This window comes from Streptomyces ruber, assembly GCF_014648075.1.
In the GTDB taxonomy this organism is placed as follows: domain Bacteria; phylum Actinomycetota; class Actinomycetes; order Streptomycetales; family Streptomycetaceae; genus Streptomyces; species Streptomyces ruber.
On record NZ_BMQK01000013.1, the window covers coordinates 98,871 to 124,207 of the forward strand.

Genomic DNA, 25,337 nt, shown 5'->3' on the forward strand with positions numbered 1-25,337 from the left:
GCCATGCGAACCGACTCTTCCCCCGGCTCCCTGCCGGCGCGGGAGCACCTCCCGGCCGGACACGCCGCGACGCCTGTCCTGGACGTAGTGATCCCCGTCTACAACGAGGAGAAGGACCTCCGGCCGTGCGTCCTCCGACTGCACGAACACCTCGCGCGCACCTTCCCGTACGCGTTCCGCATCACGATCGCGGACAACGCGTCCACGGACACCACCCCGCAGGTGGCCGCGCGGCTGGAGGCGGAGCTTGCGGAGGTCACCTCCTTCCGCCTTGAGCAGAAGGGGCGCGGGCGGGCGCTCAGGACGGTGTGGTCCGCCTCCGACGCGCCCGTCCTCGCCTACATGGACGTCGACCTGTCCACCGACCTCAACGCACTGCTGCCGCTGGTGGCCCCGCTGATCTCCGCCCACTCCGACCTGGCGATCGGCTCCCGGCTCGCCCGGACCTCCCGCGTGGTGCGCGGCCCCAAGCGGGAGTTCATCAGCCGCGCGTACAACCTGATCCTGCGGGGCTCGCTGCAGGCCCGTTTCTCCGACGCGCAGTGCGGCTTCAAGGCGATCCGCCGTGACGTCGCCCAGGTGCTGCTGCCGCTGGTGGAGGACACCGGCTGGTTCTTCGACACGGAGCTGCTGGTGCTCGCCGAGCGTGCGGACCTGCGCATCCACGAGGTGCCGGTCGACTGGGTCGACGACCCCGACTCGACGGTGCACATCGTGAAGACCGCGACCGACGACCTCATGGGGGTGTGGCGGGTGGGCAAGGCGCTGGCCACCGGTTCGCTGCCGCTGGACCGGCTCGCCCGGCCCTTCGGGGACGACCCGCGCGACCGCGAGATCGAGGACGTACCGCGCGGCCTCGCCCGCCAGCTCGTGGGGTTCGCCGCCGTGGGTGTCCTGTCGACGCTCCTCTACCTGCTGCTCTACAGCGTCTTCCGGACGTTCTCGGGCTCGCAGCCGGCCAACGCGCTCGCCCTGCTCGTCTCGGCGGTCGCCAACACGGCGGCGAACCGGCGCCTGACCTTCGGGGTGCGCGGCCGGGACCGTGCCGTGCGGCACCAGGCGCAGGGCCTGGTGGTGTTCGGCATCGGACTCGCGCTCACCAGCGGGTCGCTCGCCGCGCTCAACGCCGCGTCGAGCAGCCCCGCGCACTCCACGGAACTGGCCGCCCTCATCGCCGCCAACCTCGCGGCGACCGTGCTGCGGTTCCTGCTCTTCCGGGCCTGGGTGTTCCCGGACCGGCGCGGGGACGCCTCCGGCGCGTCGTACGAGGTCAGCGCACCCCAGCAGGCGACGGCGCACCCGCCGTCGTACCCGACGGGGGCGCACGCCACCACGCACCGGCGCATCACCGATCCGCGCACCACCAACTCGCCCGCCACCAACCTGCCCACCATCGACCCGCACAACGAGTTCCGCGCCGGTGACGCCGCGGACCGCACCTGGGGGGACGCGACCGAACGGCTGCAGCCGGTGCGTCCGCACGACGAGCACGATGCGAGGAACCCGCGATGACGACCCATTCCGACACGACCCACCAGGAGGGCGCGGGCCTCGCCTGGGGCCCACCGCCCGCCCCACCGGCGGGCGACGAAAGCGCCGGTGAGCCCAGGCAGCCGCTGGTGCGCCGTGCGTGGCGGGGCCGGCCCGAGGACCCGAGCTGGGTACGCCCCGTCTTCCTCCTCACCCTGCTGGTGATCGGCGGCCTGTACACCTGGAACCTCTCGGCCTCCGGGTACGCCAACTCCTTCTACTCCGCGGCCGTGCAGGCGGGCAGCCAGTCCTGGAAGGCGTTCTTCTTCGGCTCGCTGGACGCCGCGAACGCCATCACCGTCGACAAGCCGCCGGCCTCGCTGTGGCCGATGGCGCTGTCGGTCAGGGTCTTCGGCCTGAACAGCTTCGCGATCCTGTTCCCGCAGGTCCTGATGGCCGTCGCCACGGCCGGTGTGCTCTGGGCCTCCGTACGCCGCCGGTTCGGCGCCGGGGCCGGGTTCCTCACCCTGGCGGCCTTCGCGCTCACCCCGGTCGCCGCGCTGATGTTCCGCTTCAACAACCCGGACGCGGCCCTCGCGCTGCTGATGGTCACCGCGGTGTACTGCACGCTCCGCGCGCTGGAGAAGGCGCGGACGAAGTGGCTGGTATGGGCGGGCGCCGCGATCGGCCTCGCCTTCCTGGTGAAGACCCTCCAGGCCTTCCTGATCCTGCCGGTGCTCGCGCTGGTGTACGTCGTCCTCGCGCCGGCACCCCTGAAGAAGCGCATCGGCCAGGTACTGCTCGCCGGTCTCGCGACGGTCGTCGCGGGCGGCTGGTGGGTGGCGATCGTCGAGCTGTGGCCGGCGTCCTCCCGGCCGTACATCGGCGGCTCGCAGGACAACTCCTTCCTGGAGCTGACCTTCGGCTACAACGGCCTCGGCCGCATCAACGGCGAGGAGACCGGCAGCGTCGGCGGCGGTGGCGGTCCGGGCGGCGGTGGCGGCTGGGGCGAGACCGGCTGGGACCGCATGTTCGGCTCCAGCATCGGCGGCCAGATCTCCTGGCTGATCCCGGCGGCGCTGATCCTGCTCGTCGCCGCGCTGGTGCTGCTGCGGAAGACCGGACGGACCGACACCGCCCGCGCCGCGTTCCTGCTCTGGGGCGGCTCGCTGCTGATCACCATGGCGATCTTCAGCTTCATGCAGGGCATCTTCCACGAGTACTACACCGTGGCCCTCGCCCCCTACATCGCACCGCTGACCGGCATGGGCACCGCCCTGCTGTGGCGGGAGCGCGGCCGGGCCCGGGCGGCGCTGACGCTGGCGGGCGCCGTGACGGCGACCGCGGCCTGGGGGTACGTCCTGCTCGACCGGTCCTCCGGCTACGTGCCCTGGGTGAAGTGGGTCGTGCTGGTCGGCGGTCTCGCCGCCGCGCTGGGTCTGGTCTTCGTCGCGAAGCTCGGTCGCCGGCTGGTCCTCGCTGTCGCGGCGCTGGGTGTCGTCGCCTCGCTCGCCGGTCCGACGGCGTACACCCTGACGACTCTGAACGAGGGTCACAGCGGCTCCATCGTCACGGCCGGACCGGCCGTCTCGGGCGGCCGCGGCGGCCCGGGCGGCGGGGGTTTCCCGGGTGGCGGGGACGGCCCGGGCGGCGGTGGCTTCCCGGGCGGCGGCCAGAACCGGCAGGGTCAGGGCCAGGGGAACCAGCAGGACGGTCAGAACGGCCGGCCCCCGACGGGCGGCTTCGGCGGTGGCTTCCCTGGCGGCAACCAGAACCAGCAGGGGCAGCAGGGGCAGCAGGGGCAACAGGGCCAGGGCCAGCAGGGCCAGCAGGGCCAAGGCCAGGGCCAGCAGGGCGGCCCCGGCGGCCGGACCGGGGAAGGCCGCATGGGCGGCGGTATGGCCGGCGGCGGCATGGGCGGCCTGCTGAACGGCGCCGACGTCGACGACGAGGCCAAGGAGCTGCTGGAGAAGAACGCCGGTGACTACACCTGGGCCGCCGCGGCCATCGGCTCCCAGAACGCGGCGAGCTACCAGCTCTCCACCGGCGAGCCCGTCATGGCGATCGGCGGCTTCAACGGCACCGACCCGTCCCCGACGCCGGCCCAGTTCAAGGAGTACGTGGCGGAAGGGAAGATCCATTACTTCATCGCCGGCGGCATGGGCGGTGGCGGCACGGGCGGCGACAGCAACACGTCCGCCCAGATCAGCGAGTGGGTCCAGGAGAACTTCGAGGAGGTCACGGCGGGCAGCGCCACCTTCTACGACCTGACCCGGCCGACGAGCTGAGCCGGTTTCCGTCGAGGCGGGGCCCGGGGTGACACGCCCAGGGCCCCGCCCTTTCCGTCCTCCGCACAGCGCCTTGTACGGCGTACAAGAGCTGGCCTACGGTAAGGGGGCAAGCCTTCCCATACGCTGTATAAGGATCCCGGAGGGGCACCCATGCCGGCGCCGACGACCACCGACACCCCGTCCGCCCACCAGGGACAACAAGGGCATCCGCGGCGCTGGCTGATCCTCGGCGTCATCTGCCTCGCCCAGCTCACCGTGCTGCTCGACAACACCGTGCTGAACGTGGCGATCCCCTCCCTCACCCAGGAGCTGGGCGCCGCCACCGCCGACATCCAGTGGATGATCAACGCGTACTCGCTCGTGCTGTCCGGGCTGCTGCTCACCGCGGGATCCGCCGCCGACCGCTACGGGCGCAAGAAGATGCTGCTCACGGGCCTGGCCCTGTTCGGCGTCGGCTCGCTGGCCGCCGGACTCGCCGGGTCCACCGGCCAGTTGATCGCCGCACGGGCCGGCATGGGCGTCGGCGGCGCGCTGCTGCTCACCACCACCCTCGCCGTGGCGATGCAGGTCTTCGCGCCCGCCGAGCACCCCAAGGCCATCGGCATCTGGAGCGCGGTCAACGCCCTCGGCTTCGCCGCCGGCCCCCTGCTCGGCGGTTTCATGCTCGAGCACTTCCGGTGGGGCGCGATCTTCCTGATCAACCTGCCCGTGGTGGCCCTGGGCCTGGTGGCCGTGGTGGTGCTGGTACCCGAGTCGAGGAACCCCCGTGGTGACCGTCCCGACCTCCTGGGCGCGCTGCTGTCGACCGTCGGCATGGCCTCGCTCGTGTTCGCGATCATCTCCGGTCCCGAGCACGGCTGGACGTCCGGGCGGGTACTGGCGACCGCGGCCGTGGCGGTGGCCGTGCTGGCCGCCTTCGCGTACTGGGAGAACCGGGTCCCGTACCCCATGCTCGACATCGGCTTCTTCCGGAACCGTCAGTTCACGGGTGCGGTCGCCGGCGCCGTACTCATCACCTTCGGCATGGGCGGCGCGCTGTTCCTGCTGACGCAGCACCTGCAGTTCGTGCTCGGGTACGAGGCGCTGGAGGCCGGGCTGCGGATCGCCCCGCTGGCGCTCACGGTCGTCGTGCTCAACTTCTCGGGGCTGTCGGCGAAGTGGATGGCGAAACTGGGGCTGCCGTTCTCGATCGCGGTGGGCATGGTGCTGATGTCGGGCGGACTCGTGGCGATCGCGACGCTGACGCGGCACGGGTACGCCGGCACGCTGCTCGGGCTGCTGCTCATCGGCGGAGGCTGCGCGATCGCGAACCCGGCCATGGCGCACGCCATCATGAGCGCGATCCCGCGGGAGAAGGCGGGCGTGGGCGCCGGTGTCAACGGCACGCTCGCCGAACTCGGCACCGGGCTGGGCGTGGCCGTGCTCGGCGCGGTCCTCAACTCGCGTTTCGCCGCGCTGGTTCCAGTGGCGGCGGCGAGCTCCCTGCCGGCGGCCCTGGCGGCGGCCGGCTCGGACGGGGAGCGCGAACGGATCACGGACGCGTTCTCCTCCGGGCTGGAGACGAGCCAGCTGGTGGGGGCGGTGGCCGTGCTGCTGGGTGGCCTGCTGGCGGCGGCGTTGCTACGGCGGGCCGGGCGGACGGAGCCGACGGAGCTGACGGCATCGACGGCATCGACGGCATCGACGGCATCGACGAAGTCGACGGAGCAGACGAAGTCGACGGAGCCGGAAGGTCCGGAAGATCCGGCGCACGGGCCGGATTCTCCCGTGGGCGCAGCGGGGTAAGGGCCCACATAGCATCGATGGTCAGGACCGTAGCGGTTCGTGATGTGGTTCCGAGGAAGGTGCGCCATGGTGAGGGCAGCCGACCGGACGAGACGTCCGGCGCGGGCCAGCGTCTGGCTGGAGGACGGGGCGCGGGCCGAGCGGGGCGGGCAGCCGTCGGGGCTCGACCGGGAGCGGATCACCGCGACGGCGGTACGGCTGCTCGACGCGCAGGGGGCGGCGAAGTTCTCCATGCGGAAGCTGGCCACCGAGCTGAACGTGACCGCGATGTCCGTGTACTGGTACGTCGAGACCAAGGACGACCTGCTCGAACTGGCGCTCGACCGGGTGTTCGGCGAGATGCGGGTGCCGACGGACGACTCCGCGGACCGGGCCGGCGAGGACTGGCGCGATCAGTTGCGGGCGCTGGCGGCGCAGTACCGGGAGTTGCTGGTGCGGCATCCCTGGGTGTCGCCGCTCGTCGGCACGTACCTCAACATCGGGCCGCACGCGCTCGGCTTCTCGCGGGCCGTGCAGCGGGTGATCCGGCGGACGGGCCTGCCGGTGCACGGGCAGGCCGGGGCCCTCGCCGCGGTCTTCCAGTTCGTGTACGGATTCGGCACGATCGAGGGCCACTTCATGGAGCGGTGCGCGGCTGCCGGGGTGAGCCGGGACGAGTACTTCAGCGAGGCCATGACGGCGGTGACACGGACACCGCGGACGTCACGGGCCGGCGAGGCGATCGAGACGACGAGGGCGCTGATGAGCGCTCGCGGGGGCGACACGGTGACCGAGATGTACGAACGTGACTTCACCATGGCGCTGGACATCGTGATCGCCGGGATAGAGACGATGGTGGCGCGGCTGCGTTGAGCCGCCGCGCCGAACCGCCGCGCCACCACCGCCCGGCTCAGTCCTGCGGTGCGGCCAGCCGCGCCGGGAAACCACCCGTCGCCACGGGTCCCCACCGGGTGGGCGTGACACGGATGATCGACTTGCCCTGCTTGAGCATGGCCGCGCGGTACTCGTCCCAGTCCGGGTGCTCCCCGGCGATGTTGCGGTAGTACTCCACCAGCGGCTCGACCGAGTCGGGGGAGTCGATGACCTCCGCCGTGCCGTCGACCTGTACCCAGGGGCCGTTCCACTCGTCGCTGAGGACGATCAGGCTGACGCGGTCGTCCCGCTTGGCGTTACGGGTCTTGGCGCGCTCCGGATAGGTGGAGGCGACGATGCGGCCCGAGTCGTCGACGCCGCAGGTCAGGGGCGAGCCCTGGGGGCTGCCGTCGGCGCGTCGGGTGAGCAGGATCGCGCGGTGGCGGGGGCGTACGAAGTCCAGCAGTTCGGGCAGGGACACGGCGGTGTTGGTCGCGATCTGGGGTGCCATGGCGGCAGCGTACGGGGTGCCGCGACCCTCAGGGTGTCCCTGCCGGGATCAGGCTGCCGGAGTGTCCCGCCCGGAACGGTCCCGGGCCGGTACCGGACGGTCTCGGGCCGGTACCGGACGGTCTCGGGCCGGTACCGGACAGTCCTTGACGGTCCTGGGCCGGTACCGGACGGTCCCTGACGGTCCTGGGCCGGTACCGGACGGTCCCATACCGGTCTCGGGCCGGTACCGGACAGTCCCTGACGGTCCCGGAACGGTCCCTGACGGTCCCGGAACGGTCCCGGGTGGGCCCGGGCTGGCCGGAGCAGCCCGCGAGATCACGCACGCGAGATCAGGCTTGCGGCAGCTCCCCCTGTACCGCCTGGATGTCCAGTTCGATCTTCAGGGTGGTGCCGACGGCGGCGATGCCCGCCTGGAGGACCTCGTTGTACTTGATGGCGAAGTCGTCGCGGCGCAGTTCGGCGGTGGCGCGGAAGGCGGCGCGGGTGGCGCCGTAGGAGTCGGGGCCGGTGCCGAGGTAGGTCAGGTCCAGGTCGACCGGGCGGACCACGCCGTTCAGGGTCAGCTCGCCGTGCACGAACCAGCGGTCGGTGCCGATCGCCGTGAGGCCCGAGGACACGTAGGTGATCTGGGGGTGGTTCTCGGCGTCGAGGAAGTCGGGCGACCTGAGGTGGCCGTCGCGCAGGCGGTTGCCCGTGTCGATGGAGGCCGAGGTGATGGCGGCCTCGACGCGGGACTTGGCCACGTCGTCGGGCGCGATCTCGATCCGGCCCGCGAACTCGTCGAACCGGCCGCGGATGCTCGCGAAGCCGAGGTGCTGGGCGACCGCAGTGACGGAGGAGTGGACCGGGTCGATGGACCAGAGGCCGGGCGGCGGCAGTTCGGTGCCGCCCTGGCGGGTCAGGGTCACGGCGCCGATCTCGGCGCGGCCGCTCGCCGTGACGAACGCGGTGGCGGCGGCGGGGGCGTAACCCACCGCGGTCACGATCGCGGTGTACGCGCCGGGCGTCAGGACCGTCGCGTCCTGGACGACGCCGTCGTCGTTCGCCTCGGCCCGCAGGACCTGGGAGCCGGTCATGTCGGTCAGGGTGACGACCGCGTGCGACACGGCCCAGCCGTCACGGGTACGGATCTTCGCGGTCAGTGGCATGGTGGCGCAGCTCCTTGTGGGTGGTGCCGAGGCGTGGGGTGGCCGGACGTGGGCCGGAAGAAAGAGAGACAGAGAATAAAAAGGCAGGAAGACAAAGAGGCGGAAGCAAGGGTAAAACGGGCGGAAGTGGAACCGGCCCGTGGAGCGCGTGTCCGCTCTGCACGCGCTCCACGGGCCGGGGACCGGGTTACTCGCCGGGGTGGGCGAGCTCGATGTCGTGGTCGTCGACACCGCGGCCGGTGACCGTCAGTGCCGTCGCCACCGGCGGGTAGCCCGTCGCGATGACGGTGTACTCGCCGCCGTCCAGGTCGGAGAAGGCGTACGCGCCGTCCGCGCCGGTCGTGGCCGTGCCGACCACGTTGCCCGCCGCGTCGACCAGGGTGACCCGGGCGTCCCCGAGGGGACCGCCGGCCGCCCGGACGACTCCCTGGAGCAGGGCGCCGGAGCGCAGGTCGATCTCGATGCGGGTGACACCGGTACCGCCGACCTCGACCGGGAGGGCCTGGGGGCGGTGGCCCTGCGCGTTGACCGCGACCGTGACCGTGCCGGGCACCAGCTCGGCGAAGTGGAACTCGCCCTGCTCACCGGTGGTCCCGGTGGCGAGCACATCGCCGCGCACATCGGTGACGACGACCATCGCGTCCTTGACCGGCGTACCGGCCTCGGCGTCCCGGACCAGGCCGTTCAGCCCGCTCGTACCGCTGAGGAGGATGTCGTACGCGACCGGCTCGGCGCCGTTCACGACGATCGTGGACGCCTGCGGCTGGAAGCCGTCGGCGGCGGCGATCAGGACGTACGACCCGGCGCCGGGCGCGTGCACCGTGTAGGCACCGTCGCCCTGGGCCACCGAGCGGCCGAGCTGGCGTCCGCCGAGGGAGATCAGCGTGACGGCGGCCTGCGGCACGGGAGCCTGCTCGGCACCGCGGACGAAGCCGTGGACCGGGATACCGCCGGCCGCGGAGCCGGACTGTCCGGACGCCGGCGTCGCCGCCGAGGCGACCGCGGCCAGCCGCTGCGTGCCCTCGGGACCCGGCGCGCTGACGGAGGACGCCATGGCCGGCACCTTCTCCTCGGCGACCGGAGCCGCACCCTGCGCCGCGGCCGGGGCCTCGGCGGGAGAGGGCGTGCCGGCGGAGGTCTCGGCGGCCTGCGCCAGGGCACCGCTGGTGCGCAGCGGCACCTCCTTGATGAACAGGGTCACGATGAAGGCGAGGAGGGCGATCGGCGCGACGTACAGGAAGATGTCGGCGATGCCGTGCCCGTAGGCGCTCTCCAGCCACTCGCGGATGCCCGGGGGCAGCGCGTCCATGTCGGGGATGGCGCCGCCGCCGGAGGCCTGTCCGGCCGCCTGCTGCTCCTGCGGGCTGAGCGAGCCGATGGTGTCCGAGGCGTAGTGGCTGATCCGCGTGGACATCACGGAGCCGAGCACCGAGACGCCCACCGCACCGCCGAGGGACCGGAAGAAGGTCACCACGGAGGAGGCGGAACCGAGGTCGCTCGGGGCCACCTGGTTCTGCGTGCAGAGCACCAGGTTCTGCATCATCATGCCGACGCCGAGGCCCATCAGCGCCATGAAGATGGCGATGTGCCAGTACGCGGTGTCGTAGCGCATGGTCGACAGCAGGCCCAGACCCGCGGTCAGCAGCACGCCGCCGGCCAGCAGCCACGCCTTCCACTTGCCGGTCTTGGTGATGATCATGCCGGAGGCCGTGGACGACACGAACAGGCCGCCGATCATCGGGATGGTCATCACGCCCGACATGGTCGGGGACTTGTCCCGGGCCAGCTGGAAGTACTGGCTGAAGTAGACCGTGCCCGCGAACATCGCAATACCGACGAACAGCGAGGCGAGCGAGGCCAGGGTGATGGTGCGGTTCCTGAACAGGCGCAGCGGGATGATCGGCTCGCTGGCCTTGGACTCGACGAAGACGAAGATCAGCGCGAGCAGGACCGAGCCGCCGACCATGACGGCCGTCTGCCAGGACAGCCAGTCGTACTTGTCGTCGGCGAAGGTGACCCAGATCAGCAGCAGGCAGACGGCCGCGGTGATGAAGAAGGCACCGGCCCAGTCGACCTTGACCTTGCGCTTGACGGTCGGCAGGTGCAGCGTCTTCTGCAGCACGATCAGGGCGATGACCGCGAACGGCACGCCGACGTAGAGGCACCAGCGCCAGCCGAGCCAGCTGGTGTCGGTGATGACACCGCCGAGCAGCGGACCGCCGACGGTCGCGACGGCGAAGGTCGCGCCCAGGTAGCCGGAGTAACGGCCACGCTCACGCGGAGAGATCATCGCGGCCATGATGATCTGCGCCAGGGCGGACAGACCGCCGGCGCCCAGACCCTGGATGACACGCGCGCTGATCAGCATCGCGGGGTTCTGCGCCAGACCCGCGACGACGGAACCTATGACGTAGATGACCAGGCCCGCCTGGACCAGGATTTTCTTGTCGACCAGGTCCGCCAGCTTGCCCCACAGGGGGGTGGAGGCGGTCATCGCCAGCAGTGAGGCGGTGACGACCCAGGTGTAGGCGCTCTGGCCGCCGCCGAGGTCGTTGACGATCTCGGGCAGTGCGTTGGTGACGATCGTCGAGGAGAGGATGGCGGCGAACATGCCGAGCAAGAGCCCGGAGAGCGCCTCCATGATCTGCCGGTGTGTCATCGGAGCGCCGCTGTCGGGAGCGGCGCCCCCGTGCTTCGCGTGGGCCCGCACACCGGCTGGTGTGGTTGTTGCCATGGGCTTCCTTTTCTTCTTACTGCTTATGCGGGTGTACGGGTTGTGTCGTCGTCCGCAGCGACGGATGCCGCCTGCTGTGCCTGCGCCCGCGGACCGATCCGGCAGTCGCCGAAGCTCTCCCGCAGCCGGGCCATGAGCTCGGTCAGCCGCCGGAGCTCGTCCTCCGGCCAGTCGCTCAGCCGGTCGGCGAGCAGCTGGGTGGTGCATGCGTTGAGCACGTCCATCTGTGCCAGGCCCGCAGGGGTCAGGCGGAGGATGCGCGAACGTTTGTCCGCGGGATCGGGCATCCGCTCGATCCAGCCGCGCTCGGCGACGTGGGCGACGTGACGGCTGGTGACCGACATGTCCACGGCGAGCAGCTCCGCGAGCCGGCTCATCCGCATGTCGCCGTGCCGGCCGAGCAGTGTCAGCACGCCGGCCGAGCCGGCCGGACAGTCGGACGGCAGTGTCCGGCCCATCTCGCGCTTCACGACCCCGATGGCACTGAGCTGGCGGGCCAGCTCCTCGTACTGCGCGGTTTCCGCCATCGCGCCTCCAGCATTCGTTGCTTAGGACAACCATAGGGTTTGATGGTTGCTGCAGGCAACCGAAAAGGAGCATTCGGAGCTAAAAGCTTGGCAAAGGCAAGCATTGGCGAACGTAAACTCGCTGGTGAGGTGAGGGAGGGGCGGGTGTGCGGGACGGTCGGTCGGAGGACCGGAGGACCGGAGGACCGGAGGACGGTCGGGCCGGAGGACGGTCGGGTCGGCGGACGGTCGGGCCGGGAGGGCCCGGGGGTACTGCGGGAACCCGCCCGAAAGGCCCCGTACCGGTGGTACCGGCCCGCTCAACACAGGCCCCGCGCTTGGGCGGACCCCTCGGATTCGCTAGGGTCCGGGGGCATGGCTAACACCCAGGGCCCCCAGGGCAACTACGATCCCGCCGGCAGCACCCAGATGTTCCGTGCCTTCGTCGACGACGAGACGTCCCAGGGCCGTCAGCAGGCACCCGCGTCCGCGGGGCCGCGCGTCGGCCTCATCGTCGGCGTCGTCGTCGCCGTCGTGGTCGTCGCCGCCGTCGCCTGGCTCGCGCTGAAGTAGCGGTCGGCGCGGCCGCCGCGGCCGCGACCACCGCGCGACGCCCCTTCGCCGCTCGGGCGGCGCACAGGGAGGTGCCGCTTCCCGGCGGCACGCGAAGAGGTGCCGTTTCCCGGCGGCACACGGAAGAACCGCCGAGGTGCTGCACGCAGCGCCCCGGCGGCCACTTGCCGTTCGGTCGGCTTCTTGCCGTCTGACCGGTCTCTTGCCGTCTGACCGGTCTCTTGCCGTCTGACCGGTCTCTTGCCGTCTGACCGGTCTCTTGCCGTCTGACCGGCGGTCTTTCGTCGTTCGGCGGACATCCCGTTTCGGCGGGCATCCCGTCCTTCGACCGGTAAGTCCTCACCTCGTCGTCGCCCCGCCCGGCGCGTCGCGCCGGTACGGCCGGTGACCCGTCGGACCGTCCGCGTGTCGCGGGTGGTGCCGTGATCGGGACGACGACGGGAGCGATACGGCTCCGTCCGTGCGACCGGTCCGGCTCAGTCCGAGATCAGACCCTCCCGCAGCTGGGCCAGCGTCCTGGTCAGCAGGCGGGACACGTGCATCTGGGAGATGCCGACCTCCTCGCCGATCTGCGACTGCGTCATGTTCGCGAAGAAGCGCAGCATGATGATCCGGCGCTCACGCGGCGGCAGCTTGGCCAGCAGGGGCTTCAGGGACTCCCGGTACTCCACGCCCTCCAGCGCGCTGTCCTCGTAGCCGAGGCGGTCGGCCAGGGAACCCTCGCCGCCGTCGTCCTCGGGGGCCGGGGAGTCGAGCGAGGAGGCCGTGTAGGCGTTGCCGACCGCGAGGCCGTCGACCACGTCGTCCTCGGAGACGCCCAGGACGCCGGCGAGCTCGGTGACCGTCGGGGACCGGTCGAGTTTCTGGGAGAGCTCGTCGCTCGCCTTGGTCAGGGCCAAGCGCAGCTCCTGGAGCCGGCGCGGCACCCGCACCGACCACGAGGTGTCGCGGAAGAACCGCTTGATCTCCCCCACGACCGTGGGCATCGCGAACGTCGGGAACTCCACGCCCCGTTCGCAGTCGAAACGGTCGATCGCCTTGATCAGACCGATCGTTCCGACCTGGACGATGTCCTCCATGGGTTCGTTGCGCGACCGGAAACGAGCGGCGGCGTAGCGCACCAGCGGGAGGTTGAGTTCAATGAGGGTGTCGCGGACGTAGGCGCGCTCGGGGCTGTTCTCGTCGAGTGCGGCGAGCCGCAGGAACAGGGAGCGGGACAGGGTCCGGGTGTCGATGGACTCCGTGGCCGGGAAGGCCAGCTCGGGGACGGGCAGGTCCTGAGGGGCCTGAAGTTCCTGAGCGGCGGCCTGGAGAGCTTCGGGCGCGGGCTCGCTCTTCGCGAGCGTGAGCACCTTCGGGCTGCCCTGGTCTGCGGACATGCCACCCCCTTTGGGTCGCGGACGGTTGCGGCGCTCCCGTCGTAAGGAACGCAGCCTCCACCTGAATACCGGAGGCGGGGCTGCGGCAAACGCGCTTCCCGCAGAATGTCACATGTCGGCAACACGCTGTAGTGACATGTCGACATGACCGAGAGGAATCGGCCCAGGAAAGAGGGGTTCTGGCGGAATATCGGCCCAGAACTGTCGGAAAGAGCGGCGATAGACGATTCGCTCCCAGCGGTGACGCGTCGAGCTTTCATTCGGTTGCACGCCGTGGCCTGCGAAGCTGTGGCGGGACCCCAATCTGTGCGCCCCATCTGCTGTCGTGCGCCCCGCGTGCCCCACCCACGCGGTGCATAAGCCTCCGCGTGCCCGGATGCACGGGCCGCCGCGGCCCGCGGCGCTCGAACCCGACGGGGCCGTACCCGCGGAATGTCCGTCGGCGGAGTCGGTGGAGACGGCGGAAATGCGGGCCGGTCGGGCGGATGAATGCCGGTGGGTCCCGAAGTGCGTGGAGTGTGGCCGCCCCGGCCCGTCCGGGGTGTTCGGGCCGCTTCGGTATTTCGCCGGGTGTGCGCGCTGTGCCCGGTTCGGTGTTCGGTTCAGTGGCCGGCTCAGGCTTCGATTCTGTTGGCCGAACGCAAACGCGCGAAGCTACGGGCGAGCAGCCGGGACACGTGCATCTGCGAGACGCCGAGTTCCGCGCTGATCTGCGACTGGGTGAGATTGCTGTAGTACCGCAGGAGCAGAATGCGCTGCTCGCGTTCCGGGAGCTGGACGAGGAGGTGGCGTACGAGGTCCCGGTGCTCCACGCCGTCGAGGGCCGGGTCCTCGTAGCCGAGCCGGTCCAGCAGCCCCGGCAGCCCGTCGCCCTCCTGGGCCGCCTCCAGCGAGGTCGCGTGGTACGAGCGGCCGGCCTCGATGCAGGAGAGGACCTCCTCCTCGGAGATGCGCAGCCGCCCGGCGATCTCGGCGGTCGTGGGGGAGCGGCCCAGCGACGTCGTGAGGTCCTCGGTCGCGCTGTTCACCTGCACCCACAGCTCGTGCAGGCGGCGCGGGACGTGGACGGTGCGGACGTTGTCGCGGAAGTACCGCTTGATCTCGCCCACCACGGTCGGCATCGCGAAGGTCGGGAACTGCACCCCGCGGTCCGGGTCGAACCGGTCGATCGCGTTGATCAGCCCGATCGTGCCGACCTGGACCACGTCCTCCATCGGCTCGTTGCGGCTGCGGAAGCGGGCGGCGGCGTACCGCACGAGGGGGAGGTTGGCCTCGATGAGCGCACCGCGCACCCGGCCGTGCTCGGACGTCCCGGGCTCAAGCTGCTTCAGCTCGGCGAAGAGGACCTGGGTCAGCGCCCGGGTGTCGGCACCGCGGCGCTTGTCGGCGGGGGGCCTGAGCGCGGGCTCGGACGCGGGGGAGGGGGGGAAGGCGGGACCGGGAGCGGATACGGAGGGCGACGCGGGTTCGGAAGCGGGCGTGGGTTCGGAAGCGGGCGTGGGGTCGGAAGCGGGCGTGGGGTCGGAAGCGGGCGTGGGGTCGGACGGCGGTGACGGCAGTGCGGATTCCGGGGGTGGTGCGGATCTGGAAACCGGAGCCGGTGCGAGGCCGGAAGTGAGGCCATGGGCCGGTGCGGGGCCGGGGGCCGGGGCCGGGGCCGGGGGTCCGGGGTCCCGGGGTGGTGGGGCCTCGGTGTGGGGCAGGGCCTGAGGGGCGGTACTGGCCGGCACGGTCAACTCCACCTCTTGCTCCGTCAACTCGCTCCGTCAACGCATCCGTAACTCATCCCTCAAAAGCGGTCATAGCATCACAAGACATCCGCACCGTGCGCAAGCACCGCACCCCTCCGTGTTGAGGAGCGCCGGAGCCCCCCGCCATCCTGGCGAGGGGCTCCGTACGCGTGCGGCGCTGTGCTCCGGCCGGGCGGAGCGCGGATCAGAACGGGTAGTCGGCGATCACCCAGGTCGCGAACTCACGCCACAGGGCGACGCCCGCCTGGTGCGCCGGGTGCTCCAGGTACCGCTGGAGGGCGTCCATGTCGTCGACCGCAGAGTTGATCGCGAAGTCGTACGCGATGGGCCGGTCGGAGACGTTCCAGGCGCATTCCCAGAAGCGCAGCTCGTCGATCTGCCCGCCGAGGGCGCGGAAGGCTTCGACGCCCTTCACGACGCGCGGGTCGTCGCGCTCGACACCCTCGTCGAGCTTGAAGAGGACCAGGTGGCGGATCATGGGGCGCTCCCAGGGGGCACGGCGACGGTGGCGTGCCGGCGGTCCCGGAGGGTCACTTGCCCCCGTTGGCGATCCACGTCATGAAGTCGCCGATGGCCCCGGCGGCACTGGAGATGCCCTCGAACCCTATCTGGACGTAGTCGGCGGCCTTCTCCGGATCCGTGATGATCACGTAGAGGACGAAGACCACGACCACGAACAGCGCGATCTTCTTGGCGTGCACCGCCACCCGCGGCCTCCCCGTCTGCTGCGCCCGATGGGCCCCCTGTTGCCGGCGGCGAGTGTATCCCGAGCGCGTGTTCGCGGGAACGAACGATCACACGAGTCTGCCGCGATCGGCGGTCCGGACGTCGTCGCCCCGCTCCCCCTCCGCCTGGGAGGGCTGGGTCCTGGGCACCTGCCGGTGCTGCGGCGCCGTACGCTCACCCGCCTCGTCCCGCTCGCCCTCGGCCTGCGACGGCGTCTCCGAGTACCACGTGTCGTACTGCGAGGGTCCCGATGCCATGACGGGCCTCCTTCGGTCGCTCCCCTCCATGCTCACCCCGCACGGGGACGGCGGCATTTTTTCGAGGCCGCTCCGGACGGGTCGGCCGGACAGCACGAAGGGCCCGGTCCAACGGACCGGGCCCTTCGTCTTCTGCGGTAGCGGAGGGATTTGAACCCTCGGTGACTTGCGCCACACTCGCTTTCGAGGCGAGCTCCTTCGGCCGCTCGGACACGCTACCGAGGGAGACCCTACCCCAAGGTGGGCCGTGGTCCGAAATCGGTATCCGGAGACACCGTCCGGGGGCGCCGTCGCGGGTCAGCGGGCGCGGAAGAAGCCGGTGAGGAGGCGGGCGCATTCGTCGGCGAGTACGCCCTCGATCACCTCGGGCCGGTGGTTGAGGCGCCGGTCGCGTACCACGTCCCACAGGGACCCCGTAGCGCCGGCCTTCTCGTCGCGTGCGCCGTAGACGACCCGGTCGACCCGGGACTGCACGAGGGCGCCCGCGCACATCGTGCAGGGCTCCAGGGTGACGACGAGCGTGCAGCCGGTGAGCCGCCACTCGCCCAGTGCCGCGGCGGCCCGGCGGATCGCCAGCACCTCCGCGTGGGCCGTCGGATCGCCGGTCGCCTCGCGCTCGTTGTGCCCGGTGGACAGGACGGTCGTACCGTCCGCGGCCAGGACGAGCGCGCCGACCGGGACGTCGCCGCCCGTGGCCGCGCGCCCGGCCTCGTCCAGGGCGAGCCGCATCGCGGTCCGCCAGCGGTCCCGCACCGGGTCCGGGGCGGGCGCGTCGCCCGCCTGCCGGACCCGGCGGAAACCGTTCTGTGCGTCGGGTGCGTCGGGTGCGTCAGGCTTCAGCGGACCGTCTCCAGGACCTCCGAGGCACCCAGCGCCTCGGCGATCGAGCTGAGCGCGTCGTCCGCGTCGAGGGAGCGCAGCTCCTTCTCGCCCACGCCGAGGTCGTCGAGGACCTCCCGGTCGCCGACCGGGCCGTGCGGCACCGCGCCGTCGGCGGCCGCGCCGTCGTCGTCGCTATCCGGCTCACCGTCCTCGGTGCCGTCGAGGTCGAGGGAGTCCAGGTCGGCGCCGTCGTCGCCGGGCTCCCTCCCGAGCAGCTCGTCCGTGAGCAGGATCTCGCCGTACGAGCTGCGGGCTGCCGCGGCGGCGTCCGAGACGTAGATACGAGGGTCGTCCTCGCCGTCCACGCGGACGACGCCGAACCACGCGTCCTCCTGCTCGATGAGTACGAGCACCGTGTCCTCGTCGACCGAGGCGTCGCGGGCCAGGTCGGTCAGATCCGACAGGGTCTCCACATCGTCGAGCTCTGTGTCGCTCGCTTCCCACCCGTCTTCGGTGCGCGCGAGCAGTGCGGCGAAGTACACCGTGACTCTCCCACTGGTCATAGGTGTGCCGGTCGGGGGTCCCCCCGGCGGAGGTTGCGGGCGAGGAGTGCGTTCTCCGAGCCCCGCCCACTCGGAATCGTGGCAGAAACAAGGCGCTCAGGGGACGTCTTCGCCGCCCTGTGTCCCTTCCCCTTTCGAGATCGCTCGTTCGTCTCCGGGACGCGGGAGCCCGCACCGGGACACCGGTCGTGCCCGACCCCCCTCAGTGGGGCGCGTGCGCTCCGGCTTCCGACGCAGGCGCGCCCCTTCGGCTCGCTCGCCCCGCGAGGGGTCGGTCGCGCGCTTGGTGCCGCCAGATGGTGATCGTACGCGGCTCGGGCGCCGCTTCCGTACGCGGTCGGCCCGTGGCGGTGCGTTGCCGCCGGATGCCGTAGCGGGGCCGGGGCGGGCCGGAACGGGTACGGCGACCGCGTCGCCCGCGGCCGGACGGCGGCCCTGGGCGGGGAGCGCGGCGGGACTACCAGCGGAAAGTGCGCATGCGCATCTGCCGGCGCAGCCGCGCCGTCTTGGCGCGGCGCGGCTGGACCCGGGCGCGCAGCTCACGGGCCTCCGCCAGCTCCCGCAGGAACTGGGCCCGGCGCCTTCTGCGCTCGGCCTCGGTCTCCGGCTCCTCCGGCGATCCCTCGTCCACGTCCGGCATAGGCACACCACCCCACCTAGGTTCTTGCCACTTTCCCCCTGACGGGGGGTTTGACGCCAACGAGCGGGTGATTCCCCTGGCAGCGCCCGGTCCGGCGGGGCGGCGGCGGGCACCGGCGGCCCGGATACCCTGGTGGACATGCGTCTCCACGTCGTCGACCACCCCCTGGTCGCTCACAAGCTCACCACCCTGCGCGACCAGCGCACCGACTCCCCGACCTTCCGCCGGCTGGCCGACGAGCTCGTCACCCTCCTCGCCTACGAGGCCACCCGGGACGTGCGCACCGAACAGGTCGACATCGACACCCCGGTCGCCCGGACCACGGGCGTCAAGCTCTCCCACCCGCGTCCCCTGGTGGTGCCGATCCTCCGGGCGGGCCTCGGCATGCTCGACGGCATGGTGCGGCTGCTGCCGACCGCCGAGGTGGGCTTCCTGGGCATGGTGCGCAACGAGGAGACGCTCCAGGCGTCCACGTACGCCACCCGCATGCCGGACGACCTGTCCGGGCGCCAGGTGTACGTCCTCGACCCGATGCTGGCCACCGGCGGCACCCTGGTCGCGGCGATCAAGGAGCTGATCGAGCGCGGCGCCGACGACGTGACGGCCGTGGTGCTCCTCGCCGCCCCCGAGGGCGTCGAGGTCGTGGAGCGCGAGCTGGCGGGCACCCCGGTGACCGTCGTGACGGCGTCCGTGGACGAGCGCCTCAACGAGCAGGGGTACATCGTGCCGGGCCTGGGCGACGCCGGGGACCGGATGTACGGGGCGGCCGAGTAGCACCGCTGGTACCGCGGTCGCTGGCGGTGGAGGCCCCGGCGGACGGCTGTCGGCTGTCGACGGGCCCGGTCGGCGGCCGGCGGTGGCCCCCGGGCAGGGCAGGAGGCCGTGGTCGGCCGGGCGCGGTCAGCAGGTGCGCGTCGGTGCCGGCGTCGGCTGCGGTGCGGTCAGCCGGGCCATCGCCTTGTCGGCGTCCGCCTGCGCCGCCAGGTTCTTGAACCCGTCGCCGATGATGAAGTCGAGTTCGGCGGGCTTCGCGCGGGCGTCGGTCTTCAGCTCCGCGCCCGGCAGCTGGGTGCCCAGGACGGGCAGCGCCGTGCCGGTGGCGGCCTTGGCGCCCAGCAGGACCGCGGGGCTGCCGACCTTCTTGTCGTACTCCTTGGAGGCGTTGGCCACCTCGCCGATGCGGAAACCGCGCTTCTTCAGCTCGTCCGCGGTGGACTTGGCGAGACCGCTGCGCTCGGTCGCGTTGAACACGTTGACCGTGATCTGGTCCGGCTTCGGCAGGGACTTCGCGGCCGCCGTGGGGGAGGGAGCGGCCCGCGGGCGCGTCGTGCAGTCCGGCCGCGCGCTCGCCGTCGTGGCGCTGCCGCCGCCCGAGAAGACATCGATGAGCTGCAGGGTCCCCCAGCCGATGAGCCCGACCACCAGTACGGACGCCACGATCGCGAGCACGAACTTGGGGCGCCTCGGAGGCCGGCGCATTCGCGGGTATTTGTCCCCCGTGATCCGGTACTCGCCGCCCATGCCGGGAGGGGTCAGCATGCTCATGGGCGCAGCGTAGTGCGCCGGGGCGGCGATGCCTACTAGATGATCATTGGCGCGTGCGCGCGCCAACCCGAAAGGGCCAACGGGCCGGGCAGGTGCCTCAGTCGAGTTCGAGGACGCGCGCGTGCAGCACCTGGCGCTGCTGGAGCGCGGCGCGAACGGCGCGGTGGAGACCGTCCTCCAGGTACAGATCGCCCTGCCACTTCACGACGTGGGCGAACAGGTCGCCGTAGAACGTCGAGTCCTCGGCCAGGAGTGTCTCCAGGTCGAGCTGCTGCTTGGTGGTGACGAGCTGATCGAGGCGGACCGGGCGCGGTGCGACGTCCGCCCACTGCCGGGTGCTTTCCCGGCCGTGGTCGGGGTACGGCCGGCCGTTTCCGATGCGCTTGAAGATCACACGGAAAGCCTACCGGTCCCGGCGTTCCGGGCGCAGCCATGGCGACGGAGTGCGACGCCGGAAAAGACGTGACAAATGGGCGTCAACCGGTCTAATCGCACAGGGGGCGACGGAGGCGTCCGGAGCGTTCGGGGGGTCCGGACAGCGGAACGGGCGCCGGGGACGCGCGGAGGACGCGCGGAGGACGCGCGCGGGGGACGCGTGGGGGAGCCCGGCCGGCCGGCCGAAGCAGCCCCGGGCCGTGGCCCGGATCGGGCGGCTGTTTCGCCCGAAAGGAGGCGGTGATCCTTGCCGCGCCCGCCTGTCGCCCGCCCCGACGGCCGGTTGCCGGGATCCCCCGTGGTGTGCGCGGCCGAGCGTGCGCAGGGCCGGGTGGGCCTCCCGCACGCTCGGCCGCGGCTCGGTGCGGCGGTTGATGTGTCCGCCGCGCCCGGTGTTCCTGTCCCGATCTGTGTTTCTGTGTCGGTCGTGGTCGTTGTGACGGTCGTGGTCGGTGTGTCAGCTGTGGTCGGCGGCCTTGCGGGGGCGTCGCGCCTTCGGGCGGTCGGTCGTCGGGACCGCTGTCGGGTCCGTGTCCGGGGACGGCTTGGACGTACTGCGGGCCGCCTCCGCCCTGAGGAGGGCGCGCAGGACGGCGTAGGGGTCGTTCGGCATGGCTCTTCCCTGCTGTGTGCTGGGTGGTGGTCGGTCGTCGCCGCTGGGGGCCGGACCGTCCGTCAGCAGCGCAGCACCACCGAGCGCCGGGTGAGCAGGGAGTACGGGGCGCAGCCGGCGGGGGGCGGCACCGGGAGGGGCGCGGCGCCGGCGGGCGGGTGCGCCCCGGCCGGGGCGGGGCGCGGACGGGCCGCGGGACGGTGGGCCTGGCGGGCCGGGAGGCGGAGGGCGGACTCCAGGAGGTCCTGATCGGCCGTCTCCGCGGTGACGGCGATCCCGGGCGCCACGTCCGCCGCGGCGTGGGCGGCCGGCAGGAACAGGGCGAGGAGCAGGACGAGGACCCGCGGCCAGACGCAACGGCACCGGCGTACGGTGCGTGGGGCGTGCCGAGCGGACCTCATGAGAGGTGCTCTCTCCGGCCCGGGTGCGGAACTCATCCTGTTACCCCGGGAAATCGCCCGTTCGGTGCAGCTGTTCGGACGCCGGGGGGTCGGTAGCGTGGTCCGGGTGACTCCCGACGACCTCGTCGCCCACTACGGGCTGGAGCCGATCCCCCGCGAAGGCGGCCGTTTCCGTCAGACCTGGGCCGGACCCGAGCGCCCCGACGGCAGGCCGGAGGGCACCGCGATCATCGCCCTCCTCACCGGCGAACCGGACGACTTCTCGGCACTGCACCGGCTGCCCACCGACGAGGTGTGGCACTTCCACCTCGGTGACCCGCTCGAACTGCTGCTGCTCGCCCCCGACGGCTCGTCGCGCACCGCCGTGCTGGGGCCGGACGTGCTCGGCGGCCAGTTCGTGCAGCACGTCGTGCCCGCGGGGACCTGGATGGGCGCGCGGGTCGTCGCGGGCGGCGCGTGGACGCTGTTCGGGTGCACGATGGCGCCCGGATTCACGTACGGCGGGTACGAGCACGGGGACGCGGCGGAGCTGAGCGCGCGGTACCCGGCGGAGGCGGACCGCATCGCCGGGCTGTGCCGGCCGTGAGGGAAGAAGACGTGAGAGCAGAAGGCGTGGGAGAAGAAGGCGTAGGAGAAGGAGGCGGGGAGGAGGAAGGCGCGGAGGAGGAAGGAAGGCCGCGCGGAACCGGCGACGGGCTGCTCGCCGGGCAGGTCGCCCTGGTGACGGGCGCCGGTGGCGGCATCGGCCGGGGCATCGCGCTGCGGTTCGCCGAGGAGGGCGCGGCGGTGGCGCTGCACCACCGCACGCGGGGCGTCGGCGAACTGGTCGAACGGGTACGGGACCTGGGCGGGCGAGCCGTCGCCCTGCACGCCGACCTGAGGGACGAGGACGCCTGCCGCCGACTGGTGCACGAGGCGGCCGAGTGGGGCGGCGGTCGGCTGACGGCGCTGGTCAACAACGCCGGGGTGCAGCCGACGCGGGCGCTGCCCGGGATGACGCTCGCACAGTGGCGGGAGGTCGTGGACATGCACCTGTCGTCGGTGTTCACCTGCACGCAGGCGGCCGCCGAGGTGATGGGGACGCACCGCGGCGGTGGCGGCGGGTCCGTCACGCACATCGCCTCCATCGAGGCGGGGAACCCGGCGGCCCTGCACGCCCACTACAGCGCGGCCAAGGCGGCCGTCGTCATGCACGCCCGGTCCGCGGCCCTGGAGTACGGGCCGTACGGGCTCCGGGTGAACACCGTCTCGCCGGGGCTGATCGGCCGGGACGGCCTGGCGGAGGACTGGCCGGACGGGGTGCGCCGCTGGCGGGAGGCCGTGCCGACCGGGCGGCTCGGCCGGCCCGAGGACGTCGGGGACGCCTGTGTCTTCCTCGCCTCGCCGCTCGCCTCCTGGGTCACGGGACACGACCTCGTGGTGGACGGCGGAGTGTCCGCGCGGCCCACCTGGTGACCTCCGCCGCACCGTCGTGAACGGCGGCAGTCCCGCATCCGTACCCCTGCCGGGGCCGAGAAGCAGAACACAGGCCGGGCCAGGGCCAGGTACGGATCCGGAGACGCGACGTGGGCGAAGGACTGCGAGACGGACTGCGGCGTCCGGTGCGGCCGGCCGCCGTACCGGTCCTGTTCCTCCTCCCCTCCCTCTTGCTTTTCCTCCTCCTCGTCCTCCTCGGTGGGGCCGGACCGGCGTCCGCGCACGCCGCGCTCAAGGAGAGCGACCCCCGGGACGGCACCGTCCTCAAGACCGCTCCCCGGCAGGTCACCCTCGCCTTCACCGAGTCGGTGAGCCTCCTCGACGACTCCCTCCGCGTCCTCGACCCGGACAACCGGCCCCTGCGGACCGGGGAGACGGGCCGCGCGGACGGCCGCTCCAGCACGGTGCGCACCACCCTGCCCCCCGGCCTGGCACGGGGCACGTACACGATCGCCTGGCGGGTCGTCTCCGCCGACAGCCATCCGGTCTCCGGAGCCCTGCTCTTCTCGGTCGGCGAGCCCTCGGCCACCGAGGCCCCGCCCACCGCCCCGGCGGAGGACCCGGCCACCACCTCGCTGTACAACCTCGTCCGCTACGTCGCCTACGGCGGACTGGCGCTCCTCATCGGCGTGTTCGTCTTCACCGCGCTGCTCGGCGGTGTCGGCGCGCCGCTCCACGGGCTGCTGTGGGCCGGCTGGTGGGCGCTGACCGCCGCCACGGCGCTGCTGCTCCTGCTGCGCGGCCCGTACGAGCGGGGCTCGGGCCTCGCGGACGCCCTCGATCCGTCCGTACTGGCACAGACGGCGACAAGCAGGCCGGGCATCGCGCTGCTCGCCCGGCTGGGGCTGCTGGCGGGGGCGTACCTCCTCGTACGCCGGTCCGGTGCGGTGGACGGGCGAGGGCCAGGGCGAGCGGCCCTCGGCGGCGGTGTCGCCCTCTCCGCCGGGCTGGCCCTCACCTGGGCCGTCGCCGAGCACGCCTCCGCCGGTATCCAGGTGTCCGTGGCCATGGCCTCGTCCGTGCTGCACCTGCTCGCCATGGCGGTCTGGCTGGGCGGCCTCACGGCCCTGCTCACCGTCCTCCACCGCGCCCCCGGTGCGCTCACGGCCACCGGGGTCGCCCGCTTCTCCCGGCTCGCTCTCGGCGCGGTGACCGTGCTGGCCGGCACCGGTGTCTACCAGTCGTGGCGGGGCCTCGGCTCCTGGGACGCGTTCACGGCGACGACGTACGGCAGGCTGCTGCTGGCCAAGACCGGTGCGGTGCTGCTGCTCCTGGCCGCCGCGGGCCTCTCCCGGCGCTGGACGGCGCGGTGGCTGGAGAAGGAGAAGGAGGAGGGAGAGGGGGAGGGGGAGGGGAAGGAGAAGGGCGCGGACGACCGCCACCGGGGTCACCTGCGTCGCTCCGTCCTCGCCGAGTCCACGGTCGCCGTCGTGGTCCTCGTCGTCACCACCGTGCTCACCGGCACCCTGCCAGGCCGGGCGGAGGCCGAGTCGGCCGCGGCGGCACCGGCGGCCGGAACCGCGGCACCCGGCGAACCCACCGCCTCCAGCAACGTCGTCCCCTTCGACGTCGGCACGCCGAACGGACACGGCGAGGTGCAGATCGACCTGGGGCCCGGCCGCGTCGGCACGAACTCCGTGCAGGCCGTGGTCTTCGGGCCCGACGGCGGTATCTCGACCGTCCCGGAGGTCCGCCTCACCTTCACGCTGCGCGCCCAGGACGTGGGCCCGATCGACGCCCGGCTGGAGAACAAGGGCGGCTACTGGGGGACCGAGGGCCTCCGCCTCCCGCTGCCCGGCACCTGGACGATGAGGATCACCGTCCGGACGACGGAGATCGACCAGGTGACGGTGGAGAAGGACGTACGGGTCGGTCAGTGAGCGGCGGGTGACGGGACGAGCAGCCGGCGCATGGCCTCGGCGGCGCGTACGGCGGCGTCCCCGCAGCAGTTGTTGAAGAGCACGTGCAGCTCGTCGGCCTGCTCGGCCGCGCGCCGCAACCGCGGCACCCACGCCCCGAGTTCGGACGGGGAGTACGCATGGCGGAAACGGTCCTCCTTGCTCCCGGTCCCCCACGCGGCGCTCCGGCCGTGGAACCGTACGACGGCGAGGGCGGGGCGGGTGACGGGTACGAGCGGCGGGAGCGAGCCGGACAGGCCCTGGGCCATGTCCACGCCCACGGCACTCGCGCCGAGCGCGGAGAGCAACGCGCAGGTGGCGCCGTACTGTTCGGCGGCCCACCACCCGGGGTGCCGGAACTCCACGGAGAGGGGCCAGCCGGACGTCCGCGCCGCGCACTCCTGGAGCGCCGCCTCGGCCCCCGGACCGGGGGCGAACCACGGCGGGAACTGGAACAGCACGGCCCCGAGCCGCCCGGCCTCCCGGAGCGGCTCCACGGCCTGCGCGAACCGCTCCCAGACCTCGCCGAGGAGCCCCTCCGGCCCGCGTCCGCGCCGTACGGCGGCGAGCTCCCGCTCACCGAGCCGCGACCGCAGGTCGGCGGGCAGCGCCTCCGCGCGCGTGGGATGCCCCGTCAGCAGCGAGAACGCCTTGACGTCGAACCGGAAGCCCTCGGGCGTCCGCTCCACCCACAGCAGGCTGTTGCGGCGGCTGGGCAACGCGTAGTACGAGGCGTCCACTTCCACGACGGGGAACCGGGACGCGTAGTACCGCAGCCGTCCCTCGGCGTCCCGCGCCCCGCGCGGGTACCACCCGCTGCCGACCAGCGCGCGGTCGGTCCACGAGCACACCCCGACCCGGATGCCGGCACCTTCACCACTCTCAGCAGCAGTCATGGGGGCCGGTTACCCCGGGAGACGGAGCTCTGTCCCGCCGTCTCCCGGGTCCGGGCGGAAGCC

Annotated in this window: 26 protein-coding genes and 1 tRNA gene; 9 read left to right on the top strand and 18 right to left on the bottom strand. The window is 72.4% G+C overall.

The genetic code is table 11. The annotated features are described in order from the left end of the window. Positions 1-3: 3 nt before the first annotated feature. The 4 genes from IEZ04_RS24490 to IEZ04_RS24505 all read left to right on the top strand — a co-directional run bounded on the left by IEZ04_RS24490 (position 4) and on the right by IEZ04_RS24505 (position 6,398). Positions 4-1,512: a bifunctional glycosyltransferase family 2/GtrA family protein gene (locus IEZ04_RS24490; protein ID WP_189219100.1), complete on the top strand. Its 1,509-nt coding sequence runs from the start codon at positions 4-6 to the stop codon at positions 1,510-1,512. Continuing rightward, positions 1,509-3,758, top strand: coding sequence for a mannosyltransferase YkcB-related protein (locus IEZ04_RS24495; protein ID WP_189219101.1), 2,250 nt, complete (start codon positions 1,509-1,511; stop codon positions 3,756-3,758). The genes IEZ04_RS24490 and IEZ04_RS24495 overlap by 4 nt, the downstream gene beginning before the upstream one ends. A gap of 153 nt (positions 3,759-3,911) precedes the next feature. Next, positions 3,912-5,546, top strand: a complete 1,635-nt coding sequence (locus tag IEZ04_RS24500; protein WP_189219102.1) for an MFS transporter — start codon at positions 3,912-3,914, stop codon at positions 5,544-5,546. Positions 5,547-5,612: 66 nt separating this feature from the next. Further along, positions 5,613-6,398, top strand: a complete 786-nt coding sequence (locus tag IEZ04_RS24505) for a TetR/AcrR family transcriptional regulator (RefSeq protein WP_189219103.1) — start codon at positions 5,613-5,615, stop codon at positions 6,396-6,398. Positions 6,399-6,435: 37 nt separating this feature from the next. On the opposite strand, the gene IEZ04_RS24510 is transcribed toward IEZ04_RS24505, so the two are convergent. The 4 genes from IEZ04_RS24510 to IEZ04_RS24525 form a co-directional block, all read right to left on the bottom strand. Next, positions 6,436-6,909: a PPOX class F420-dependent oxidoreductase gene (locus IEZ04_RS24510; RefSeq protein ID WP_189219104.1), complete on the bottom strand. Its 474-nt coding sequence runs from the start codon at positions 6,907-6,909 to the stop codon at positions 6,436-6,438. Between the two features lie 331 nt (positions 6,910-7,240). Beyond that, entirely contained in the window at positions 7,241-8,059 is an 819-nt protein-coding gene (locus IEZ04_RS24515; protein WP_189219105.1) for a YceI family protein, read from the bottom strand. Between the two features lie 187 nt (positions 8,060-8,246). Then, positions 8,247-10,718: an MFS transporter gene (locus IEZ04_RS24520; protein WP_487222063.1), complete on the bottom strand. Its 2,472-nt coding sequence runs from the start codon at positions 10,716-10,718 to the stop codon at positions 8,247-8,249. 98 nt (positions 10,719-10,816) lie between these two features. Next, the gene (locus IEZ04_RS24525; protein ID WP_189219107.1) at positions 10,817-11,320 is read right to left on the bottom strand and encodes a MarR family winged helix-turn-helix transcriptional regulator; all 504 of its coding nucleotides are present in this window, start codon (positions 11,318-11,320) and stop codon (positions 10,817-10,819) included. A gap of 354 nt (positions 11,321-11,674) precedes the next feature. Here IEZ04_RS24525 and IEZ04_RS24530 point away from each other — a divergent pair, with 354 nt between their 5' ends. Beyond that, positions 11,675-11,872: a hypothetical protein gene (locus IEZ04_RS24530; RefSeq protein ID WP_189219108.1), complete on the top strand. Its 198-nt coding sequence runs from the start codon at positions 11,675-11,677 to the stop codon at positions 11,870-11,872. A 476-nt stretch (positions 11,873-12,348) separates the two neighbouring features. Here IEZ04_RS24530 and IEZ04_RS24535 read toward each other — a convergent pair whose 3' ends face one another. The 9 genes from IEZ04_RS24535 to IEZ04_RS24575 all read right to left on the bottom strand — a co-directional run bounded on the left by IEZ04_RS24535 (position 12,349) and on the right by IEZ04_RS24575 (position 18,010). After that, positions 12,349-13,251, bottom strand: a complete 903-nt coding sequence (locus IEZ04_RS24535; RefSeq protein WP_189219109.1) for an RNA polymerase sigma factor SigF — start codon at positions 13,249-13,251, stop codon at positions 12,349-12,351. Between the two features lie 614 nt (positions 13,252-13,865). Beyond that, the gene (locus IEZ04_RS24540) at positions 13,866-14,810 is read right to left on the bottom strand and encodes an RNA polymerase sigma factor SigF (protein WP_189219184.1); all 945 of its coding nucleotides are present in this window, start codon (positions 14,808-14,810) and stop codon (positions 13,866-13,868) included. Between the two features lie 376 nt (positions 14,811-15,186). Further along, entirely contained in the window at positions 15,187-15,480 is a 294-nt protein-coding gene (locus IEZ04_RS24545; RefSeq protein WP_189219110.1) for a Dabb family protein, read from the bottom strand. A 52-nt stretch (positions 15,481-15,532) separates the two neighbouring features. After that, positions 15,533-15,709: a hypothetical protein gene (locus IEZ04_RS24550; protein WP_189219111.1), complete on the bottom strand. Its 177-nt coding sequence runs from the start codon at positions 15,707-15,709 to the stop codon at positions 15,533-15,535. A gap of 87 nt (positions 15,710-15,796) precedes the next feature. Beyond that, complete coding sequence (locus IEZ04_RS24555; protein ID WP_189219112.1) at positions 15,797-15,985, bottom strand: hypothetical protein; 189 nt, start codon at positions 15,983-15,985, stop codon at positions 15,797-15,799. 135 nt (positions 15,986-16,120) lie between these two features. Continuing rightward, positions 16,121-16,205: transfer RNA gene (locus IEZ04_RS24560), tRNA-Ser, on the bottom strand. Between the two features lie 77 nt (positions 16,206-16,282). Next, a complete protein-coding gene (gene tadA, locus IEZ04_RS24565) occupies positions 16,283-16,714 on the bottom strand; it encodes a tRNA adenosine(34) deaminase TadA (protein WP_189219185.1) in 432 nt (143 codons plus the stop codon). Between the two features lie 107 nt (positions 16,715-16,821). Further along, the gene (locus tag IEZ04_RS24570; RefSeq protein ID WP_189219186.1) at positions 16,822-17,349 is read right to left on the bottom strand and encodes a tRNA adenosine deaminase-associated protein; all 528 of its coding nucleotides are present in this window, start codon (positions 17,347-17,349) and stop codon (positions 16,822-16,824) included. Between the two features lie 478 nt (positions 17,350-17,827). Beyond that, entirely contained in the window at positions 17,828-18,010 is a 183-nt protein-coding gene (locus IEZ04_RS24575) for a hypothetical protein (RefSeq protein WP_189219113.1), read from the bottom strand. Positions 18,011-18,148: 138 nt separating this feature from the next. Between IEZ04_RS24575 and upp the strand changes: the two genes are divergently transcribed. Further along, the gene (upp, locus tag IEZ04_RS24580; RefSeq protein WP_189219114.1) at positions 18,149-18,784 is read left to right on the top strand and encodes a uracil phosphoribosyltransferase; all 636 of its coding nucleotides are present in this window, start codon (positions 18,149-18,151) and stop codon (positions 18,782-18,784) included. Between the two features lie 126 nt (positions 18,785-18,910). Here upp and IEZ04_RS24585 read toward each other — a convergent pair whose 3' ends face one another. From IEZ04_RS24585 to IEZ04_RS24600, 4 genes are all read right to left on the bottom strand, one after another. Then, positions 18,911-19,555 carry a LytR C-terminal domain-containing protein gene (locus IEZ04_RS24585; protein ID WP_229821251.1) on the bottom strand — a complete coding sequence of 215 codons (645 nt, stop codon included), beginning with the start codon at positions 19,553-19,555 and terminating at the stop codon, positions 18,911-18,913. A 97-nt stretch (positions 19,556-19,652) separates the two neighbouring features. After that, positions 19,653-19,949: a type II toxin-antitoxin system VapB family antitoxin gene (locus tag IEZ04_RS24590; protein ID WP_004943146.1), complete on the bottom strand. Its 297-nt coding sequence runs from the start codon at positions 19,947-19,949 to the stop codon at positions 19,653-19,655. Between the two features lie 498 nt (positions 19,950-20,447). Further along, on the bottom strand, positions 20,448-20,603 hold the full coding sequence (locus IEZ04_RS24595; RefSeq protein WP_189219115.1) for a hypothetical protein: 156 nt from the start codon (positions 20,601-20,603) through the stop codon (positions 20,448-20,450). 62 nt (positions 20,604-20,665) lie between these two features. Continuing rightward, positions 20,666-21,004 carry a hypothetical protein gene (locus IEZ04_RS24600; RefSeq protein ID WP_189219116.1) on the bottom strand — a complete coding sequence of 113 codons (339 nt, stop codon included), beginning with the start codon at positions 21,002-21,004 and terminating at the stop codon, positions 20,666-20,668. Positions 21,005-21,110: 106 nt separating this feature from the next. Between IEZ04_RS24600 and IEZ04_RS24605 the strand changes: the two genes are divergently transcribed. The 3 genes from IEZ04_RS24605 (at position 21,111) to IEZ04_RS24615 (ending at position 24,360) form a co-directional block, all read left to right on the top strand. After that, positions 21,111-21,590 carry a cupin domain-containing protein gene (locus IEZ04_RS24605; protein ID WP_189219117.1) on the top strand — a complete coding sequence of 160 codons (480 nt, stop codon included), beginning with the start codon at positions 21,111-21,113 and terminating at the stop codon, positions 21,588-21,590. Between the two features lie 110 nt (positions 21,591-21,700). Beyond that, entirely contained in the window at positions 21,701-22,459 is a 759-nt protein-coding gene (locus IEZ04_RS24610; protein WP_189219188.1) for an SDR family NAD(P)-dependent oxidoreductase, read from the top strand. Between the two features lie 110 nt (positions 22,460-22,569). Further along, the gene (locus IEZ04_RS24615) at positions 22,570-24,360 is read left to right on the top strand and encodes a copper resistance CopC/CopD family protein (RefSeq protein WP_373296354.1); all 1,791 of its coding nucleotides are present in this window, start codon (positions 22,570-22,572) and stop codon (positions 24,358-24,360) included. Here IEZ04_RS24615 and IEZ04_RS24620 read toward each other — a convergent pair. Then, entirely contained in the window at positions 24,354-25,274 is a 921-nt protein-coding gene (locus tag IEZ04_RS24620; protein WP_189219118.1) for a DUF72 domain-containing protein, read from the bottom strand. The genes IEZ04_RS24615 and IEZ04_RS24620 overlap by 7 nt on opposite strands. Between the last annotated feature and the right edge of the window lie 63 nt (positions 25,275-25,337).

What these genes read in the sequence shown, in the direction of transcription:
- IEZ04_RS24490 (WP_189219100.1), top strand. Translation starts at nt 4, where the DNA reads ATGCGAACCGACTCTTCCCCCGGCTCCCTGCCGGCGCGGGAGCACCTC.
- IEZ04_RS24495 (WP_189219101.1), top strand. Translation starts at nt 1,509, where the DNA reads ATGACGACCCATTCCGACACGACCCACCAGGAGGGCGCGGGCCTCGCC.
- IEZ04_RS24500 (WP_189219102.1), top strand. Translation starts at nt 3,912, where the DNA reads ATGCCGGCGCCGACGACCACCGACACCCCGTCCGCCCACCAGGGACAA.
- IEZ04_RS24505 (WP_189219103.1), top strand. Translation starts at nt 5,613, where the DNA reads ATGGTGAGGGCAGCCGACCGGACGAGACGTCCGGCGCGGGCCAGCGTC.
- IEZ04_RS24510 (WP_189219104.1), bottom strand. Translation starts at nt 6,909, where the DNA reads ATGGCACCCCAGATCGCGACCAACACCGCCGTGTCCCTGCCCGAACTG.
- IEZ04_RS24515 (WP_189219105.1), bottom strand. Translation starts at nt 8,059, where the DNA reads ATGCCACTGACCGCGAAGATCCGTACCCGTGACGGCTGGGCCGTGTCG.
- IEZ04_RS24520 (WP_487222063.1), bottom strand. Translation starts at nt 10,718, where the DNA reads ATGACACACCGGCAGATCATGGAGGCGCTCTCCGGGCTCTTGCTCGGC.
- IEZ04_RS24525 (WP_189219107.1), bottom strand. Translation starts at nt 11,320, where the DNA reads ATGGCGGAAACCGCGCAGTACGAGGAGCTGGCCCGCCAGCTCAGTGCC.
- IEZ04_RS24530 (WP_189219108.1), top strand. Translation starts at nt 11,675, where the DNA reads ATGGCTAACACCCAGGGCCCCCAGGGCAACTACGATCCCGCCGGCAGC.
- IEZ04_RS24535 (WP_189219109.1), bottom strand. Translation starts at nt 13,251, where the DNA reads ATGTCCGCAGACCAGGGCAGCCCGAAGGTGCTCACGCTCGCGAAGAGC.
- IEZ04_RS24545 (WP_189219110.1), bottom strand. Translation starts at nt 15,480, where the DNA reads ATGATCCGCCACCTGGTCCTCTTCAAGCTCGACGAGGGTGTCGAGCGC.
- IEZ04_RS24555 (WP_189219112.1), bottom strand. Translation starts at nt 15,985, where the DNA reads ATGGCATCGGGACCCTCGCAGTACGACACGTGGTACTCGGAGACGCCG.
- tadA (WP_189219185.1), bottom strand. Translation starts at nt 16,714, where the DNA reads ATGCGGCTCGCCCTGGACGAGGCCGGGCGCGCGGCCACGGGCGGCGAC.
- IEZ04_RS24575 (WP_189219113.1), bottom strand. Translation starts at nt 18,010, where the DNA reads ATGCCGGACGTGGACGAGGGATCGCCGGAGGAGCCGGAGACCGAGGCC.
- upp (WP_189219114.1), top strand. Translation starts at nt 18,149, where the DNA reads ATGCGTCTCCACGTCGTCGACCACCCCCTGGTCGCTCACAAGCTCACC.
- IEZ04_RS24585 (WP_229821251.1), bottom strand. Translation starts at nt 19,555, where the DNA reads ATGAGCATGCTGACCCCTCCCGGCATGGGCGGCGAGTACCGGATCACG.
- IEZ04_RS24595 (WP_189219115.1), bottom strand. Translation starts at nt 20,603, where the DNA reads ATGCCGAACGACCCCTACGCCGTCCTGCGCGCCCTCCTCAGGGCGGAG.
- IEZ04_RS24600 (WP_189219116.1), bottom strand. Translation starts at nt 21,004, where the DNA reads ATGAGGTCCGCTCGGCACGCCCCACGCACCGTACGCCGGTGCCGTTGC.
- IEZ04_RS24620 (WP_189219118.1), bottom strand. Translation starts at nt 25,274, where the DNA reads ATGACTGCTGCTGAGAGTGGTGAAGGTGCCGGCATCCGGGTCGGGGTG.